The sequence below is a fragment of the Mesocryomonas lacus genome (assembly GCF_055730135.2).
Genome location: NZ_JBUZWE020000014.1, coordinates 86430 through 101606, shown reverse-complemented (window position 1 = coordinate 101606; position 15177 = coordinate 86430). Strand labels below are relative to the sequence as shown.

General features: G+C 67.2%; 14 protein-coding genes and 1 tRNA gene. 10 read left to right on the top strand and 5 right to left on the bottom strand.

Translation table 11 applies throughout. The features are described 5' to 3' along the window. Positions 1–11: 11 nt before the first annotated feature. The gene (locus ACZLZY_RS20295) at positions 12–521 is read left to right on the top strand and encodes a hypothetical protein (RefSeq protein WP_472935864.1); all 510 of its coding nucleotides are present in this window, start codon (positions 12–14) and stop codon (positions 519–521) included. Positions 522–549: 28 nt separating this feature from the next. Here ACZLZY_RS20295 and ACZLZY_RS20290 read toward each other — a convergent pair whose 3' ends face one another. After that, positions 550–1344, bottom strand: coding sequence for a phosphodiesterase (locus ACZLZY_RS20290; RefSeq protein ID WP_472935863.1), 795 nt, complete (start codon positions 1342–1344; stop codon positions 550–552). A gap of 592 nt (positions 1345–1936) precedes the next feature. On the opposite strand from ACZLZY_RS20290, the gene ACZLZY_RS20285 reads away from it, so the two are divergent. Further along, on the top strand, positions 1937–3703 hold the full coding sequence (locus tag ACZLZY_RS20285) for a putative bifunctional diguanylate cyclase/phosphodiesterase (RefSeq protein WP_472935862.1): 1767 nt from the start codon (positions 1937–1939) through the stop codon (positions 3701–3703). 115 nt (positions 3704–3818) lie between these two features. On the opposite strand, the gene ACZLZY_RS20280 is transcribed toward ACZLZY_RS20285, so the two are convergent. After that, positions 3819–3903: transfer RNA gene (locus tag ACZLZY_RS20280), tRNA-Leu, on the bottom strand. 177 nt (positions 3904–4080) lie between these two features. On the opposite strand from ACZLZY_RS20280, the gene ACZLZY_RS20275 reads away from it, so the two are divergent. Continuing rightward, positions 4081–4602 (top strand): disulfide bond formation protein B, encoded by a 522-nt coding sequence (locus ACZLZY_RS20275; protein WP_472935861.1) that lies wholly within the window; start codon positions 4081–4083, stop codon positions 4600–4602. A gap of 49 nt (positions 4603–4651) precedes the next feature. Here ACZLZY_RS20275 and ACZLZY_RS20270 read toward each other — a convergent pair whose 3' ends face one another. Then, positions 4652–5212, bottom strand: a complete 561-nt coding sequence (locus ACZLZY_RS20270) for an HNH endonuclease (RefSeq protein ID WP_472935860.1) — start codon at positions 5210–5212, stop codon at positions 4652–4654. Positions 5213–5354: 142 nt separating this feature from the next. Then, the gene (locus ACZLZY_RS20265) at positions 5355–6041 is read right to left on the bottom strand and encodes a DNA-3-methyladenine glycosylase family protein (protein WP_472935859.1); all 687 of its coding nucleotides are present in this window, start codon (positions 6039–6041) and stop codon (positions 5355–5357) included. 72 nt (positions 6042–6113) lie between these two features. On the opposite strand from ACZLZY_RS20265, the gene gluQRS reads away from it, so the two are divergent. Further along, the gene (gene gluQRS / locus ACZLZY_RS20260; protein WP_472935858.1) at positions 6114–6986 is read left to right on the top strand and encodes a tRNA glutamyl-Q(34) synthetase GluQRS; all 873 of its coding nucleotides are present in this window, start codon (positions 6114–6116) and stop codon (positions 6984–6986) included. Positions 6987–7036: 50 nt separating this feature from the next. On the opposite strand, the gene ACZLZY_RS20255 is transcribed toward gluQRS, so the two are convergent. After that, the gene (locus ACZLZY_RS20255) at positions 7037–7993 is read right to left on the bottom strand and encodes an AEC family transporter (protein ID WP_472935857.1); all 957 of its coding nucleotides are present in this window, start codon (positions 7991–7993) and stop codon (positions 7037–7039) included. Positions 7994–8287: 294 nt separating this feature from the next. Between ACZLZY_RS20255 and ACZLZY_RS20250 the strand changes: the two genes are divergently transcribed. The 6 genes from ACZLZY_RS20250 to ACZLZY_RS20225 all read left to right on the top strand — a co-directional run bounded on the left by ACZLZY_RS20250 (position 8288) and on the right by ACZLZY_RS20225 (position 14990). Continuing rightward, on the top strand, positions 8288–9181 hold the full coding sequence (locus ACZLZY_RS20250; RefSeq protein ID WP_472935856.1) for a DMT family transporter: 894 nt from the start codon (positions 8288–8290) through the stop codon (positions 9179–9181). 81 nt (positions 9182–9262) lie between these two features. Continuing rightward, a complete protein-coding gene (locus ACZLZY_RS20245; RefSeq protein ID WP_472935855.1) occupies positions 9263–9454 on the top strand; it encodes a twin transmembrane helix small protein in 192 nt (63 codons plus the stop codon). A 73-nt stretch (positions 9455–9527) separates the two neighbouring features. After that, positions 9528–10100 (top strand): cob(I)yrinic acid a,c-diamide adenosyltransferase, encoded by a 573-nt coding sequence (locus ACZLZY_RS20240; protein WP_472935854.1) that lies wholly within the window; start codon positions 9528–9530, stop codon positions 10098–10100. Positions 10101–10102: 2 nt separating this feature from the next. Next, positions 10103–10543: an antibiotic biosynthesis monooxygenase family protein gene (locus ACZLZY_RS20235; RefSeq protein ID WP_472935853.1), complete on the top strand. Its 441-nt coding sequence runs from the start codon at positions 10103–10105 to the stop codon at positions 10541–10543. 510 nt (positions 10544–11053) lie between these two features. Beyond that, positions 11054–14167 carry an autotransporter domain-containing protein gene (locus ACZLZY_RS20230; RefSeq protein ID WP_472935852.1) on the top strand — a complete coding sequence of 1038 codons (3114 nt, stop codon included), beginning with the start codon at positions 11054–11056 and terminating at the stop codon, positions 14165–14167. A 91-nt stretch (positions 14168–14258) separates the two neighbouring features. After that, positions 14259–14990 carry a rhomboid family intramembrane serine protease gene (locus tag ACZLZY_RS20225; protein ID WP_472935851.1) on the top strand — a complete coding sequence of 244 codons (732 nt, stop codon included), beginning with the start codon at positions 14259–14261 and terminating at the stop codon, positions 14988–14990. Positions 14991–15177: the final 187 nt, after the last annotated feature.

The following is a 15177-nucleotide window of genomic DNA, read 5'->3' as shown; positions in this document are numbered from 1 at the left end:
AAGGCAGGACGATGCGAACACTCGAACAGGATCTGGCCGATTTCGGCAAACTGCTGCGGGAGCCGCTGGACCGGATCAGCGCCTCGAAGATCGTCTTCGCGCTTTACGATGCACGCGCCATCGTCTCCAACGAGCGGCTGATCGACATCGAGACCGACGTTTATCTCTTGCGTTCGAGCAAGACGAGCAAGCGCCCGCCCTATGTGCGCGACGTCACCCGCATGCTGGCGGATGCGGCGAAATGGTCTCAGAACCTCGCCGGCGCCTTCCCTTGCCTCGACGAGGACGGCCCGACCTTCCTCGCCACGGACCTGTCGAAGAAGCCGATCAAGTCTTTCATGAAGATCGCCAACGGCAACATCATCCGCATGCGATGGTCGGGCGAGATGCAGCTGGCGACCCACACCCACGGCGTCCAGGGCACCGTCGTCACGAACGAGGTAGAGCTGCTCTGTCAGGCCGACTGGCTGATGGTCAGCGACCCCGCCGACGCCGCCTGGTTCCGGCAGAACGGCTACTGACGCACGCGCCTATCGGTTCGACGGCCGCTCAGGCGAAGGGCAGGGGGCCTCGGTAGGTCCCGATCGGCATCACATGCGTGATCAGCCCGCCGTCGCGCCAGTGGTGCAGCAGAAAGGCCGGGGGTTCGACGAAGGAGGCGGGCTCGGCGTCGGTGCCGAGCCGCAGGGCGATTGCGGTGGTCGTGCTGGGGGCGGTCAGCAGCAAGGTGCCGGCGAAGCGCTGCTGCATCATCCGGTGCACATGGCCGCAGACGATCCGCTCGACCTGGGGATGCCGGCCGATGACCGCCGCCAGATGGGCTGCACCAAAGCAGCGGTAGTCGTCGAGATAGCCAACGCCGCAGGCGATCGGCGGCTGGTGCATCATGACGATCGTCGGCCGCCCGGGCGCGCTAGACAGCGTTGCGTCGAGCCAGTCCGCCGCGACCGCATCGAACAGGCCGTGGTGTGCGCCGGGCACCGTGACGTGGAGCCCGACGATGCGCACGGGACCCGCTTCCTCGATCACGAGGTGCATCGGTCCGTTGCGGGAGATCCAGGGCTGCTCGGCAAAGGCCCGGCGAAACGCCTCGCGCTCGTCGTGATTGCCCGGAAGGGCCGCGAGCGGTGCTTCGAGGCGCGCCAGGAGATCGCGCGCATGGGCGTATTCCGCATCGCTTCCTTCATGCACCACATCGCCCGACAGGAGGACGATGTCGGCTTTCGGCACCAGCGCGTTCACGGCCGCGACGGCCTCCTCCAGCATGGCATTGGAATCGACCAGGCCTTGGTAGAGGACACCGGGCGGGCGCAGGTGCGCGTCGGAAATCTGGGCGATGATCATGGCGGCCTTCCCAACCGTCAGCGGCCTTCGGGGCCATCCGCGCGACCGGCGAAGTGGATGGCCTGCGAATAGCGCGGGTTGGCTCATAGAGACGAAGATACTCTGCGGAAGCACTCAGAATTTTCACCGTGCGCAAGGGAGCTGTGGGCGGCTCGGGTGTTTCATTTACGTTTTCGCCTCTGATGCGCAAACTCGGGCCCGCTGAGCGCAAGGCGTATGGCAAGAACTTTCGCCGCGCGGCGGAAGGCAGCGTCCCGCTCGCCCGTCGAGACGGAGCCTCCTGAACCTGCGGCGATGGGCCGAGCCTAGCGCCGCCGGCGGCCGACGCTTCTTCCCAGTGATCGGGTTTCCGTCAGAGCTGTGCAGCGAAGGTATATCTTACTGTAACGTGAAAAGCTTTCGACTCTAAATTATTGAATTCTCCATTTTGAAACCCATATATTATTTAGTAAACACGGTTTTTCCGTACAGCTTCAAAAGTCGATCTGTTATTTTTGCTGAGTGTTAAGGTGGTGCCCGCTATTGGGGTTCCGGCTACCGAACCTGTGTCGCTTTCGGTAGGGCGCAAATGCCAAGGCTTGGATACCCCCCGATGCAGAATCCCCCTGAGGCAGAGCGCCTCCTCGCGCTTCACCAGTTGAATCTGCTTGATACCGAAGCCAGCGAGAGCTTCGACCGAATCACGCGCATGGCGAGCCAGATCTTCAACCTGCCCGTTGCCGCGGTATCCCTCACAGACCATGATCGCCAGTGGTTCAAGTCGCGTGTCGGCGTCCCACATGACTCCATCCCCCGCAAGAACGCGCCTTGCGCCGAGGTGGCGGAGACGCGGGAATTGCTGGTTATTCCAGACCTTTCCGCCGATCCCTGCTACGCCGATAGCCATCTCGCCCAGAACGGCGTCGCCTTCTATGCCGGCGCACCGCTGGTGACGCGGGACGGTTTCGGCCTCGGCGCGCTCTGCGTCCTCGGCACCGAGCCGCGCACCGTGTCGACGGCGGAGGCTGCCGCGCTCACCGACCTGGCGGCCATGGTCATGTCTCAGATCGAGTTGCAGCACGCCTTCGGCCGCGTCGATCCCATCAGTGGCTTGCCGAACCGCAACCAGTTCATGGATGACCTTGAGGACATGGCGCGTGATCATGGCGGCCAGAGGCGGCTGGCCGTCCTCGTCGACCTCGCTGAGAACACGCAGCTCAGCAACTACGCCCGCGTGCTCGGCCCCTCCAGCGTCGACAAGATCGTGCGCGAAGCCTCCCTGCGGCTTACGCGCACGCTTGGACCGGGCCGTGCCGGCTATCATGTCTCGGCGACCCAGTTTGCCTACCTTGCCCCGGTAGGCGCGGTGGAAAGCGAGTATGTGCCCCTTCTCCGGTCGACCCTTGCAAAGGTTGGCCTGGAATCAAGCACGCAATTCCTGATGACAGTGGTCGCGGGTGTGGCGCCGATGGTCTTCGGCGACACCGCGCCGACGGACCTCTTGCGCGCCCTCCAGTCCGCGGTCGAGGAGGCCCGAAACGCCTCGCTGACCGTTGGACTTTACAATCCCCAGGCGGATGCGGCGCATACCCGGCGGTTCACGCTGCTGCAGGATTTCCAGGCCGCCCTCGGCGCGGATGACCAGTTGCGGCTTGTCTTCCAGCCGCGGATCGATCTCGCCACCCGGCAGTGCGTCGGCGCCGAGGCGCTGCTGCGCTGGCGCCACCCGACGCTCGGCGCCATCGCGCCGGGCGAATTCGTCCCGGTCATCGAGCCGTCCTCGCATACCCATGCGATGACCGACTGGGTGATCCGCAAGGCCGTCCGTCAGATCCAGGACTGGCAGGCGGCGGGGATCGACCTGCAATTGTCCGTCAACGTCTCGGCCAGCAACCTTGAGGATCCGGGTTTCGTCCAGCGCGTGCTCGCGGTCGTCGCCGAGCACGGCTTGCAGCCCGACCGGCTGGAACTGGAGGTCACCGAGAGCGCCGTGATGAAGGATGCGGAAAACGCGCTCGACCGGCTGAGTATGCTCGCCGCGGCCGGGATCAAGCTGTCGATCGACGATTTTGGCACCGGCTACAGCAGTCTCGCCTACCTCCAGAAGCTCCCGGCGCATGTCGTCAAGATCGACCAGAGCTTCGTTAGGGATATCGAGGAGGGCGAGCGCGAGCAGTCGCTCGTCCGCTCGATGATCACGCTCTCGCACGAACTCGGCTACCGTGTCGTCGGGGAGGGCGTCGAGACCGCCGCGGCTGCCGATCTTCTGGCCGAGATGGGCTGCGAGGAGGCGCAGGGCTATTTCTTCGCCCGGCCGATGGAAGCCTCTGACTTCGCGGCCTGGACCGCGTCCTTCCGCCAGGGCGCGCTGGCGGCCTAGCCACCGCGCGGTGCCGCCGGCCTGAAGCCGTCGGGCCTCGTCGTCACAGCTGACTTCACCGTTAGACGCCGTGAAACGTCGGAAACCGTCAGATGGAGAGCTGGTCCGGGAGCGGTGGTGCGGGCGGTCGGAATCGAACCGACACTCCTTGCGGAACCGGATTTTGAGTCCGGCGCGTCTACCAATTCCACCACGCCCGCGGGGACCATTCGACTGCAGGCGTTTCATGCCATAGATCGGCCGCGCTGGTCCAGTGCGGAGTGAAGCCGCTGACGCACTGTCGCTGGCGACGGCGCGTCGCCGTTTCGCGCCGATGCGGCGGGTGCTAGAGGAGGGGCGATCCGGGCGGCGTCCCGGTGCTTCCCGGAGATCGACGCATGGACGCACGCCTCTCGCAGCCAGCCGGCCGGCCCCAGACGCTGGCGGCGCTCGTTCTCCTCGTCGGCTGCGCGGCGACGGTCGGTACCGCGCTCGTGTTCGAGCATGTCTTCGGCTACATCCCCTGCGCCCTCTGCCTCGAGCAACGCACGCCCTACTATGTCTCCATCGTGCTGGCGCTGGTCGCGGTTGTCGCCGGCGCGCGCCGGGCCCCCGGCGGTATCACCCGCGGGCTGATCGGCCTTGTCGGCCTGGCCATGCTCTACGGTCTCGGTCTTGCCATCTATCACGCCGGCGTCGAATGGCATTTCTGGCTGGGGCCGTCGGGCTGCGCCGCCGCAGGCAATGCCGACCTCACCGGCGACCTCCTGTCGACCATCGACAGCGTCCATCCGCCGGCCTGCGACCAGGCGGCGGGACGGTTCCTCGGCCTCTCCTTCGCCGGCTGGAACGTCCTCGCCTCGCTGCTGTTCGCTGGCATCGCGCTGCGTGCGGCTTTTGGGAAGGCCGTCCGCACCTGACGCCCGGACCAAGAATGACGACGGCCTGATAGAGCCGCCTGGCTTCAGCCTATTCCGGATCGAGCTCGGAATCCCAGTAGAGATAGTCGAGCCAGCTTTCGTGCAGGAAGTTCGGCGGGAACAGGCGGCCGTTATTGTGCAGGTCGTGCACCGTCGGCTGGTAGGGCTTCTGGTGCGGCAGCATGCCAGCGTCCTTCGGCATCAGCCCGCCCTTTTTGAGGTTGCAGGGCGAGCAGGCGGCGACGACGTTCTCCCACGTCGTCAGGCCGCCCTTGGAGCGGGGAATGACGTGATCGAAGGTCAGGTCGTTCGGCGAGGTGCAATACTGGCACTGGAAACGATCGCGCAGGAAGACATTGAAACGCGTGAAGGCTGGATGCCGGGCTGGCTTGACGTAAGACTTGAGGCAGACGACCGAGGGAAGCTGCATGGTAAAGTTCGGGCTGCGGACGGTCTGATCATATTCGGCGAGGATGGTCACGCGATCGAGAAAGACCGCCTTGATGGCGTCCTGCCAACCCCAGAGCGACAGCGGATAGTAGCTGAGCGGGCGAAAGTCTGCGTTCAGAACGAGCGCCGGGGATAGGTTCTGCGCCACTGCAATCGTCAAGGACAGTCTCCTTCACCAAACGACTTGCGTCTGTTTGCCGGGACTATGGTGTCCTATCGTGTCGCCTTTGTGAAGCCTGTCCGGCAGGCGCTGCAAGACTTTACGCTCACGCTTTCCTGTTGGCCGAAGTGTCCGCGGCGAATCAGCGCGGAAGCCGGCCCTTCCTCAGCGGCAAGGGATCTCCGGGAATCGCAACGGTCGGGGTGGCATCGCGGCGGGTGACGGCGGCGTAGTAGGCCCAGAACAGCCGTGCGGCGGCCGAGCGGTGCGGCGCCCACCGCGCCGCCGATGCCGCCAGCGCCTTCTCCTTCGGGCGAGCCGGCCAGCCGAGGGCTTCGGCCACGGCAACCTGCAGAGCAAGGTCCCCGGCGGGAAAGATGTCGAGATGACCGGCGGAGAACAGCAGGAAGCATTCGGCCGTCCAGGCGCCGATGCCGCGCAGGGCCGTCAGCTCGGCGATCGCGGCCGCCGGTTCCCCGCGCGCCATCCGCTCGAAGTCGAGCGCGCCCGAGAGGCAAGCCGAAGCGATCCCGAGGAGTGTCTCCTGCTTGCCGCGCGACATGCCGGCGGCCCGGAAGTCCGCCTCCGTCGCCTTGAGGATCGCGGCGGGGTCGTCGAGGTCGATGAGCGTCTCGAGCCGCCCGAAAATCGCCGCCGCGCTCGCCCGCGATACTTGCTGCCCGACGAGCACGCCCGCCAGCCCCTTCAGGCCGCCCGGCGTCTGCCGCAGCGGAACAGTGCCAGCGGCAGCGATCGCCGGCCCGAGCGCCGGGTCGAGAAGGGCGAGCGCGGCGAGTTCACGCGCGAGGTCTTCGTCGGAGAGAATCATCGCGGCATTCTTGCCAAAAGCCTGCAGGCCGGCCACCCGTTTCCGACAACAACCGGGATGGAGAGGACATTGATGAAGAGCCGCTACCGCTTCGCCCCCAGTCCGAACGGCGAGCTGCATCTTGGTCATGCGCTGTCCGCACTGCTGAACCACCGACTGGCGCGGGACGCCGGTGCCGATTTCCTTCTGCGCCTCGAGGATATCGACCGGGCCCGGTGCACGCTGGCCTTCGAGCGCGGCATCGTCGACGACCTCGCTTTTCTCGGGATCGACTGGGACGAGACGCCACGCCGCCAGTCCCGTCATTTCGGCGACTACCAGGCGGCGCTCGACGCGCTGGCGGGCGAGAACCTCGTCTACCCCGCCTTCATGTCGCGGGGCGAGATCCGCGCCTCCGCCGGGCGGCACGAGGAGGAGGAAGGCACGCCGTGGCCGCGCGATCCCGATGGCGCGCCGCTCTATCCCGGCCTCGATCGCCGCCTGTCCGACGACGAGAGGCAGGCGCGCATCGCGGCCGGCGAGGCCTTCACCTGGCGGCTCGATATGCAGGCGGCGCTGGCCGGCCTCGGCGCCCTGTCCTTTGCGGAGAGCGGCGGATCGCCAGAGGGCGACACCGGCGAGATCGCCGCCGACCCCGCCGCCTGGGGCGACGTCGTCCTCGGCCGCAAGGACATGCCGACGAGCTACCACCTTGCCGTGGTGGTCGACGACGCGCTGCAGGGCATCACCCATGTCGTGCGCGGCCGCGACCTGTTCCACGCGACGTCGGTCCACCGTCTCTTGCAGGCGCTCCTCGGCCTGCCCGCGCCGCAGTATCACCACCACGCGCTGATCCTCGGAGACGACGGCCGCAAGCTGTCGAAGAGCGCCCGCGACGTCTCGCTTGCCTCGCTCCGGGCAGCGGGGCTGACGGCAGAGGACATCCGGCGGATGGTAGGGCTCTAGGTGTAGCGGGGTTCAGCGTCCCCGCTGGCCACTTTGTGGCACAGGATGCCCTAGCCGAGGATGGCGAGCCAGGCGCCGAGGCTGATCACCGACATCAGCGTCGACACCACGATGGTCGTCGCGGCCAGCTTCTCGTTCGACTTGAAGTAGACGGCGAAGAGGTAGGAGTTGATGCCGGCGGGGCAGGCGGCTGTCAGTACGGCGACCTTCAGCCAAAGCGGCGGCAGGAGTTCGACGCCGATGGCATAGACGATACCCGGCATCAGCGTCAGCGACAGCACGGAAACGACGATCGAACTCAGGAGGTCGCCGCGCAGGCCGTAGCGGGTCAGCGACATCCCCATGGCGAAGAGCGAGACCGGGCCGGCCGTCGAGCCGATCAGCCGCGCCACCTCCTCGGCTTCGGCCGGCAGCGGGATGGTGGTCAGCCGCCAGGCGATGCCGCAGAGGATGCCGATGACGATGCCGTTGCGGCCGAGATTGACCAGCACCTGGCGGATCGTCGCTGTGACCGTCACCTTGCGCATCGGTCGGCCCTCGGCGGCGGCGTCGCGCTCGGCGGCGCGCTCCATCAGGAGCGTCGCGATGATCATCATCGTTGGCAGGTGGACGGAGATGATCAGGAACAGCGGCTCAAGCCCGGGGTCGCCATAGGCGCGCTGCACCGCCGGAATGGCGACGAAGACCGTGTTGGCAAAGCTTGCCGAAATGCCGGCGATGACGCCGGCGCGGCGGTCGGCACCCATGAAGCTGCGCACGAACAGCGAGGCCAGCGTCCAGGTGACGATCACGCCGGTGAAGTAGGAGACCCAGAGCCAGAGCGGATTGACGTCGCCGAAGGAGGCGGTGGCGAGCGTCCTGAACAGCAGCGTCGGCACGGCGATGACGAAGACGAACTTCGACAGCGCGTCGCCGACCTCGCCGGCCAGAAGCTTGAACCGCGCGGCGAGGAAGCCGATCGCGATCACCGCGAAGATCGGCAGGATGACGTTGAGAATGATCTGCATGGCGGCGGCTCGGCGTTGCTGCCTGCCGCGATACGCGTTGCCGCAAGGCGGCGCAATTGCCGCAGCGACAGGGCGGGACTTTGTCGCCTGGCCTGTGGCGGATGTGCTTCCCGAGCGGGCCTGCCGCTGCTACCGCTCGTCCGGCGGCACAGTTACGCGTTCCGTCCATCGCCGGCGGGAATGTCCTGCCCGGACCGCCTTCGACCCGAGCCTTGCCATCGGCCCCGATCTCCCGGCGCCAGCTTCGGCCTTGGGGCAGTCACCGATCCCTCCTGCGGATCAAAGAGGAATGCCGTGCACCGCCTCCTTCCTTTCTTTCCCGCCGTCTTCGTGGTGCTCTGGTCGACCGGCTTCGTCGGCGCCCGCTATGCCATGCCGCATGCCGAGCCCTTCACCTTCCTGGCGCTGCGCTTCGTCATCGCCTTCGCTATCCTGGCGCCGATCGCCGCGACCGTCTCGAACGGCTGGCCGGGCTTTCGGCCGGCGCTGCATGCCATGCTGGCGGGGGCGCTGATCCACGGCGTCTATCTCGGCGGGGTGTTCTTTGCCGTCCGCCACGGTCTGTCGGCAGGCATCGCCGCGCTCATCGTCGGACTGCAGCCCATTCTCACCGCGGTCCTCGCCGGCAGTTTCCTAGGCGAGACGATCCGGCCTCGGCATTGGCTCGGCCTTGCCGTCGGGCTCCTCGGCGTCTTCCTCGTGGTGCTGCCGAAGATCCATGCCGGCAGCGGCCTCGGGCCCATCACCTTGGTGCCGGCGGTGATCGCGGCGGTGGCGATCTCGGTCGGGACGATCTGGCAGAAGCGCTTCGTCGGCAGCGTCGACCTGCGCGTCGGCACCGCCTTGCAGTATCTCGGCGCACTCCTGCCGATGGCGGCGGCCTCGCTTCTGTTCGAGACGCGGGTGATCGACTGGGCGCACGAGTTCGTTTTGGCGCTGGCCTGGCTGGTGGTCGCGCTGTCGATCGGCGCGGTCTTCCTGCTGCTCTACCTCATCCGCGAGGGCGCCGTGTCGAGGGTAACGTCGCTGATGTACCTGACGCCGGGGGTCACCGCCGTCATGGCCTTCTTCCTGTTCGGCGAGACGCTGACGCCGCTGCAGCTCTTCGGCATGGCGCTGGCAGGTCTCGGCGTCGCCGCCGCCACCTGGCGCCAGAAGCCCGCGGCCGAGACCCCCGCCGCGACATGATCGCCGGGCGCGCGGCGGCGGCTCGCCTATCGCGCCGTTCCAGCCTATATCACCGGCCAAGCCTGGGAGCCGAAAGCCGCCATGTCCGATACCCTTTCCATCCTCGCTCTGGTCGTGATGATCGCCGTGGCGATCGTGCTGCTGCTCGGCCTCATCAACATGATGCGCGGCGGGTCTGGCATGACCTCGCAGAAGCTGATGCGCTGGCGCGTGCTGCTGCAGGCGATCGCCGTGCTGATCATGGTCGGCGCGCTCTGGTTTTCCCGAGCCTGACGCCGGCGCTGCGCCCCGAAGGGCCGCAGCAACATCCCGTTCCGCCCGCGATTTCGACGGAGACATTTCCCGCATGGTCAAGCTGAACAAGATCTACACCCGCACCGGCGACGACGGCACCACCGGGCTCGGCAGCGGCGAGCGGCGGGTGAAGTCGGATCTGCGCATCGAGTCCTTCGGCACCGTGGACGAGTTGAACGGCACGATCGGCATGGCGCGGCTCTACACCGAGGGCGAGCTCGACGCGATGCTCGCCACCATCCAGAACGACCTCTTCGACCTTGGTGCCGATCTGGCGACGCCCGAGACGCCCGAGCCGCTGCCCTATGAGCGGCTGGCGATCGTCGCCTCCCAGGTCGATCGGCTGGAGCGCGAGATCGACGCGATGAACGCGCGCCTTGCGCCGCTAAAGAGCTTCATCCTTCCCGCCGGCTCGCCCGCCTCTGCACATCTCCATCTCGCCCGCACCGTCGCGCGGCGTGCCGAGCGGCTGATGGTCGCGCTGGTGCGCACCGAGGGCGAAACCGTCTCGGCGGCGGCGATGACCTACATCAACCGCCTGTCTGACCACCTCTTCGTCGCCGCCCGGATCGCCAATGACGAAGGCCGAGCCGACGTGCTCTGGGTGCCCGGCGCCAGCCGCTGATCATGCCGTTCATCAGCGTCACCCGGCTCAAGCTTCGCTCCTGGCGCTTCTTGCCGCTGTTCGTGCCGCACGCCCTCCGGACGCAGCGCCAGGTCGAGCAGGCACCGGGTTTCCGGGCGGGATCGCTGCTGCCCGGCCGCGGCTGGACGTTCTGGACGCTGACCAGCTGGGACGATGCCGAGGCGATGCGGGCCTACATGCTGAACGGCGCGCACCGCAAGGCGATGCCGAAGCTTGCCGCCTGGTGCGACGAGGCGTCCGTCGTGCACGGGGAAACGGACGAGGACGGTCTGCCCGACTGGCATCAGGCGGAGGCACGCATGCGCTCGGACGGACGCCCCTCGAAGGTTCGCCACCCCAGCCCCGACCATCAAGCCATGACCTTCGCCCCGCCGAGCGGTTTTACGGGCGCGATTCTGCGGGCTCGGCGGCGCGATCGTTAGCGTCTCCGAGGTCGATACAGAGAGCAGCTCTAGGCCGAAGATAGCCTGCAACCTCTGAGCAATACTGTCGCCGACCTCTGAAGCATCGTCATCCTCGCGCGCAGCGCGGGGACCCATGCCAAGGCGTAAAAGAAGCGTCGGCGGTGCACTCGGCCAGCCGTTTCCGTTAGTGAACCGATGGTGGAACCGCTGAGGCATGGGTCCCCGCGCTGCGCGCGAGGATGACGACCGTTGGGGTCTACGGCCTGAAAACTGGCGAACTTAAAGCCCACAACGAGGATGTTCAGTCGAAATGTGATGGTGGAGCCGGCCCGCCACCTCTTGGTGCGTCTTCGCGGTTGCACCACCATGGTCCACACTGCGGCGTGACGGCCACATCGTCGAGGCATGCGGCGGCTGCCAGTCCGCGATCCCCGGGATAAGCACTAATACGACCTGACTATCATCTGTCTGTGACAAACTGTGTCTAGCGCTCCGGGCGAACCGTTCGGACAACAGGCGCACGACACCATGACCCAACCCGCTTTCATCGCCCTGGCTCTCGCCACCACCGCCCTTGTCGGGGTCGGCCAGGCCGCCGCCCAGGAGGCCTATGTCGCCGCCCCGCGCGGCGCGGCCGTGCGGATCCTGTCGGGCTTCGATACGCTGTGGACGCCGGGGGCGACGTGGAACACCGGTTCGATCAAGCCGGCGGGCGAGGCCACGCTGCGGCGCAATCTCGAAATCAGCATCGAGAAGACCGGCGTGCGCACGGATGCCCAGGAGACCGCGGCCTATCTCGACGACCGCCGCGACCAGAACTACAGCATGACGAGCGGCCTCGGCCCGCTGGCCGATCGTTTCAGGACGGCCACCGGCGCCTTCACCACCATCACCGACCGGCCGGCGGCGGCGCTGACGCAGAAATTCGACGATGCCGGCAACGGCCTCGGCTCCAACCAGTCGGCACTCGGCAAGGTGGTCGATCTCGTCGGCGCGCTGCGGGGCGCCAATTCGACGACGACGCCGGGCAAGGAGACCTACAGCTATCCCCGGCCGTATCGCCAGTCGCTCGACGGCCAGAGCCTCAAGGCGATCGTGCAGCCCTCGCTCCGGCCGGCCAAGAGCACGACGCCGCAGACCGATGGCGGCTTCCCGAGCGGGCACACCAACGCTGCCTTCCTCGCCGGCCTCGGCCTCGCCTATGCGGTGCCGCAGCAATATTCGGATCTCGTGATGCGGGCGGCCGAGCTCGGCGACAACCGCGTCGTCGCCGGCATGCATTCGGCCCTCGACGTCATCGGCGGCCGCATGCACGCGACCTTCTATGCCATCGAAAACCTGATGGCGAACCCGGTGCTGCGCCAGGAAGCCTACGACCAGGCGCAGGCTTATTTCGCCACGTCCTGCGGCGGTTCGGTCTCGCTCTGCTATCCCGAGACGACGGCGGCCGAGGCCTATGCGCAGTTCAAGGTCGATAAGGCCCGTTACGACGCCATGACCACCTATGGCTTCGCCGCGATCGGGCCAACCGATGCCGCCCCCGTGGTGCCGGCCAATGCCGAGGTGCTGCTGGAGACGCGCTTCTCCTATCTGACGGCCGAGCAGCGGCGCGAGGTGCTGGCGACGACCGAGAACGCCTCCGGTGGCCCGCTGGACATTGGCCTCGGCTATGACCGGCTGAACCTCTTTGCCGCCGGCGGCGGCTATGGCGCCTTCCGCCAGACCGTCACCGTCGACATGGACGCCTCCAAGGGCGGCTATGCCGCCGCCGATCGCTGGCTGAACGACATTTCCGGACCGGGCGGGCTGGTGAAGACCGGGACCGGTGAGCTGACGCTGGCCGGGCTCAACACCTATGCCGGCGGAACCCTCGTCTTCGGCGGCCGCCTGGTCGGTACGTCGGGCGCGGCTTTCGGCAGCGGCGCCATCACGGCGGATGCGACGCTCGTCCTCGACACCGCGGAGACGACGACGCTCTCCAACACGCTGTCGGGGCAAGGTGCGTTCGTCAAGGACGGCATTGGGCGCCTCATCTATGCCGGCAACGGCTCGGCCTTCGCCGGTACGACACGCGTCGAGGAGGGCGTTCTGTCGGTGAACGGACGGCTCGGCGGCGGCGTCGCGGTGGATGCCGGCGGCACGCTCGGCGGCAGCGGCACCGTCGGGACGACGGTTCTCGGCACCGGCGCGCGTCTCGCTCCCGGCAACTCGGTCGGCACGCTCACCGTCGACGGCAACCTCACCTTCGCGGCGGGCTCTGTCTATGCGGTCGAGGTCGATCCCTTAGGCACGGCCAGCGACCGCGTCGACGTCACCGGCACGGCGACGCTGAACGGTGCGTCGGTTCTCCATGTCGGCGAGAACGGCACCTATCGCCCCGCCGCCGCCTACACCATCCTCAACGCGGCCGGCGGCGTCGTCGGCAGCTTCGGCCAGGCGACCTCCAGCTATACCTTCCTGTCGCCGACGCTCGGCTACACCGCGACCAGCGTTTCGCTGCGCCTCGACCGCAACGACATCGGCTTTGCCGACGTCGCCGCGACGCGCAACCAGCGGGCGGTAGCGACGGGCGTCGACCGGCTGACCTTCGGCAATGACGTCTACGACGCCCTCGTGCTGCTCGATGCCGAGGCGGCGAATGCGGCCTTCGACAGCCTCTCCGGTGAAGGCCATGCTGCCTTGCGTGGCGCCCTGGTCGAGCAGTCCTTCTCGCTCGGCGGGATCGTCAATGACCGGCTGCGCGCAGCCTCAGGCGGCATCGCTGCGGGCAAAAGCACTGCTGCCGCTCTTGCCGGCGACCCGTCTCATCCCGACCCCCGCGGTATTGCAGCCTGGGGCACGGCCTACGGTGCCTGGAGTGCTACCGACGGCAACGGCGGCACCGCTTCGACCGACACGGACGGCGGCGGCTTCCTCGTCGGCATCGATGCCGAGTTGGCCGACATGATGCGCATCGGCCTTGTCGCCGGTTGGGGCCAGACCGGCTTCGACGTCGACGGCCGCGGCTTCTCGGCCGATTCCGATGATTACCACCTCGGCGTCTATGCCGGCACGAGCGTCGGCGCGCTCGGCCTGCGCGCCGGGGTGATTAACACCTGGCATGCCATCGACACCGACCGCTCGCTCGGCTTCGCTGGCGTGTCGGACCAGCTCTCCGCCGATTATGACGCGAGGGCGCTGCAGGTTTTCGGCGAGGCCAGCTACCGCTTCGACACGGCCCTTGCCACCCTTGAGCCGTATGCCGGCCTTGCGCATGTCTCGCTCGACGTCGACGGCTTCTCCGAGCGCGGCGGCGCGGCGGCCCTGTCGGCGGCGGACGGGGATCTCGACACCACGTTCTCGACGCTGGGGCTCCGCTTCTCGCGCGCCGTTGCAGGTCCGGGCATCGACGCCGCGCTGACGGCGAACGTCGGCTGGCGGCATGCCTTCGGCGACACCGATCCCTCGGCTCGCCTGGCGCTCGCCGGCACCGGTAATTTCACGGTGGTCGGCGCCCCGATCGCCGAGAATGCGGCGCTACTCGGGGCCGGCATCGACGTCGCGATCGGCAAGGATGCCCGCCTCGGCCTGTCCTATGAGGGGCAGTTCGGCGACGGCACGCAGCGCAACGGCGCGCGGTTGGACTTCTCGCTAGTCTTCTGAGCCTTCGATACGCCGTTCCGCGGGATGCGGGGCGGCGGATGCGGCGGCCCGGGGCCTGCAGCCATTGCATTCCGGCGACTGCCAAGGCTTGATGGCGGTCTCCACTTGCCCCGGGCTGCGAATGTTCCTGCCGTTCTATGACGACAACCGCCTGCGAAGCATTCGCTTCCAGTTCGTCACCCTCGGCCTCGTCCTCCTGAGTGCGGGGCTCTATCTCGCGCTGTCGTTTTCCGGCGAGACCGGCGCCTATGTTTCGGGGACGGAGCTTGCCTATGGCTTCATTCCCGCGGTGGTGAACGGCTATGCCGCGCTGTCGCCGGAATATCTCCTCCAGCCGACCGGATTTTCCTTCGTCACCTATGCCTTCCTCCACCTCGACTTCTGGCATCTCCTCGGCAACATGCTTTTCCTCTGGGTGTTCGGCGACAATGTCGAGGATGCCTTCGGGCACCTTCGCTTCATCCTGTTCTATCTTCTCTGCGCCGCGGCGGGGGCGGCGGCACATGCCTGGTCGATGCCGGAATCGGAGGCGACGCTGCTCGGCGCCTCGGGCGCGGTCTCGGGCGTCGCGGCCGCCTATCTGATGCTGCATCCGCGTGTCTGGATCTGGGTGCTGGCCTTTGGCCGCGTGCCGCTGAAGCTGCCGGCCTACGTCCTCCTGGTGCTGTGGATCGGCTACCAGTTCACCATGCTGGCGCTGGGCGACAAGGAGGTCTCCTATGGTGCCCATGCCGGCGGGATCTTTGCCGGGGCGATGCTCACTTTGGTCCTGCGACGGCGCGGCGTGCCGCTGTTCGCCAAGCCCCCGGTGCTCGACGACTGAGGTCAATTCGAGCGACGTCGCGGACAGGCGCGCCGCTGCCGCGCCGAGACTTGAAAGATCGGATTGGAAGGCTCAAAACCCTTGCACAGTTGATCTCGATCGCCGCATCTGCGGTGACTTTCTTTGACCTTTACGTCAAAATATCATATCGGGTCGGACAGATTCACCGGGGCAGCCAGCCGCACGC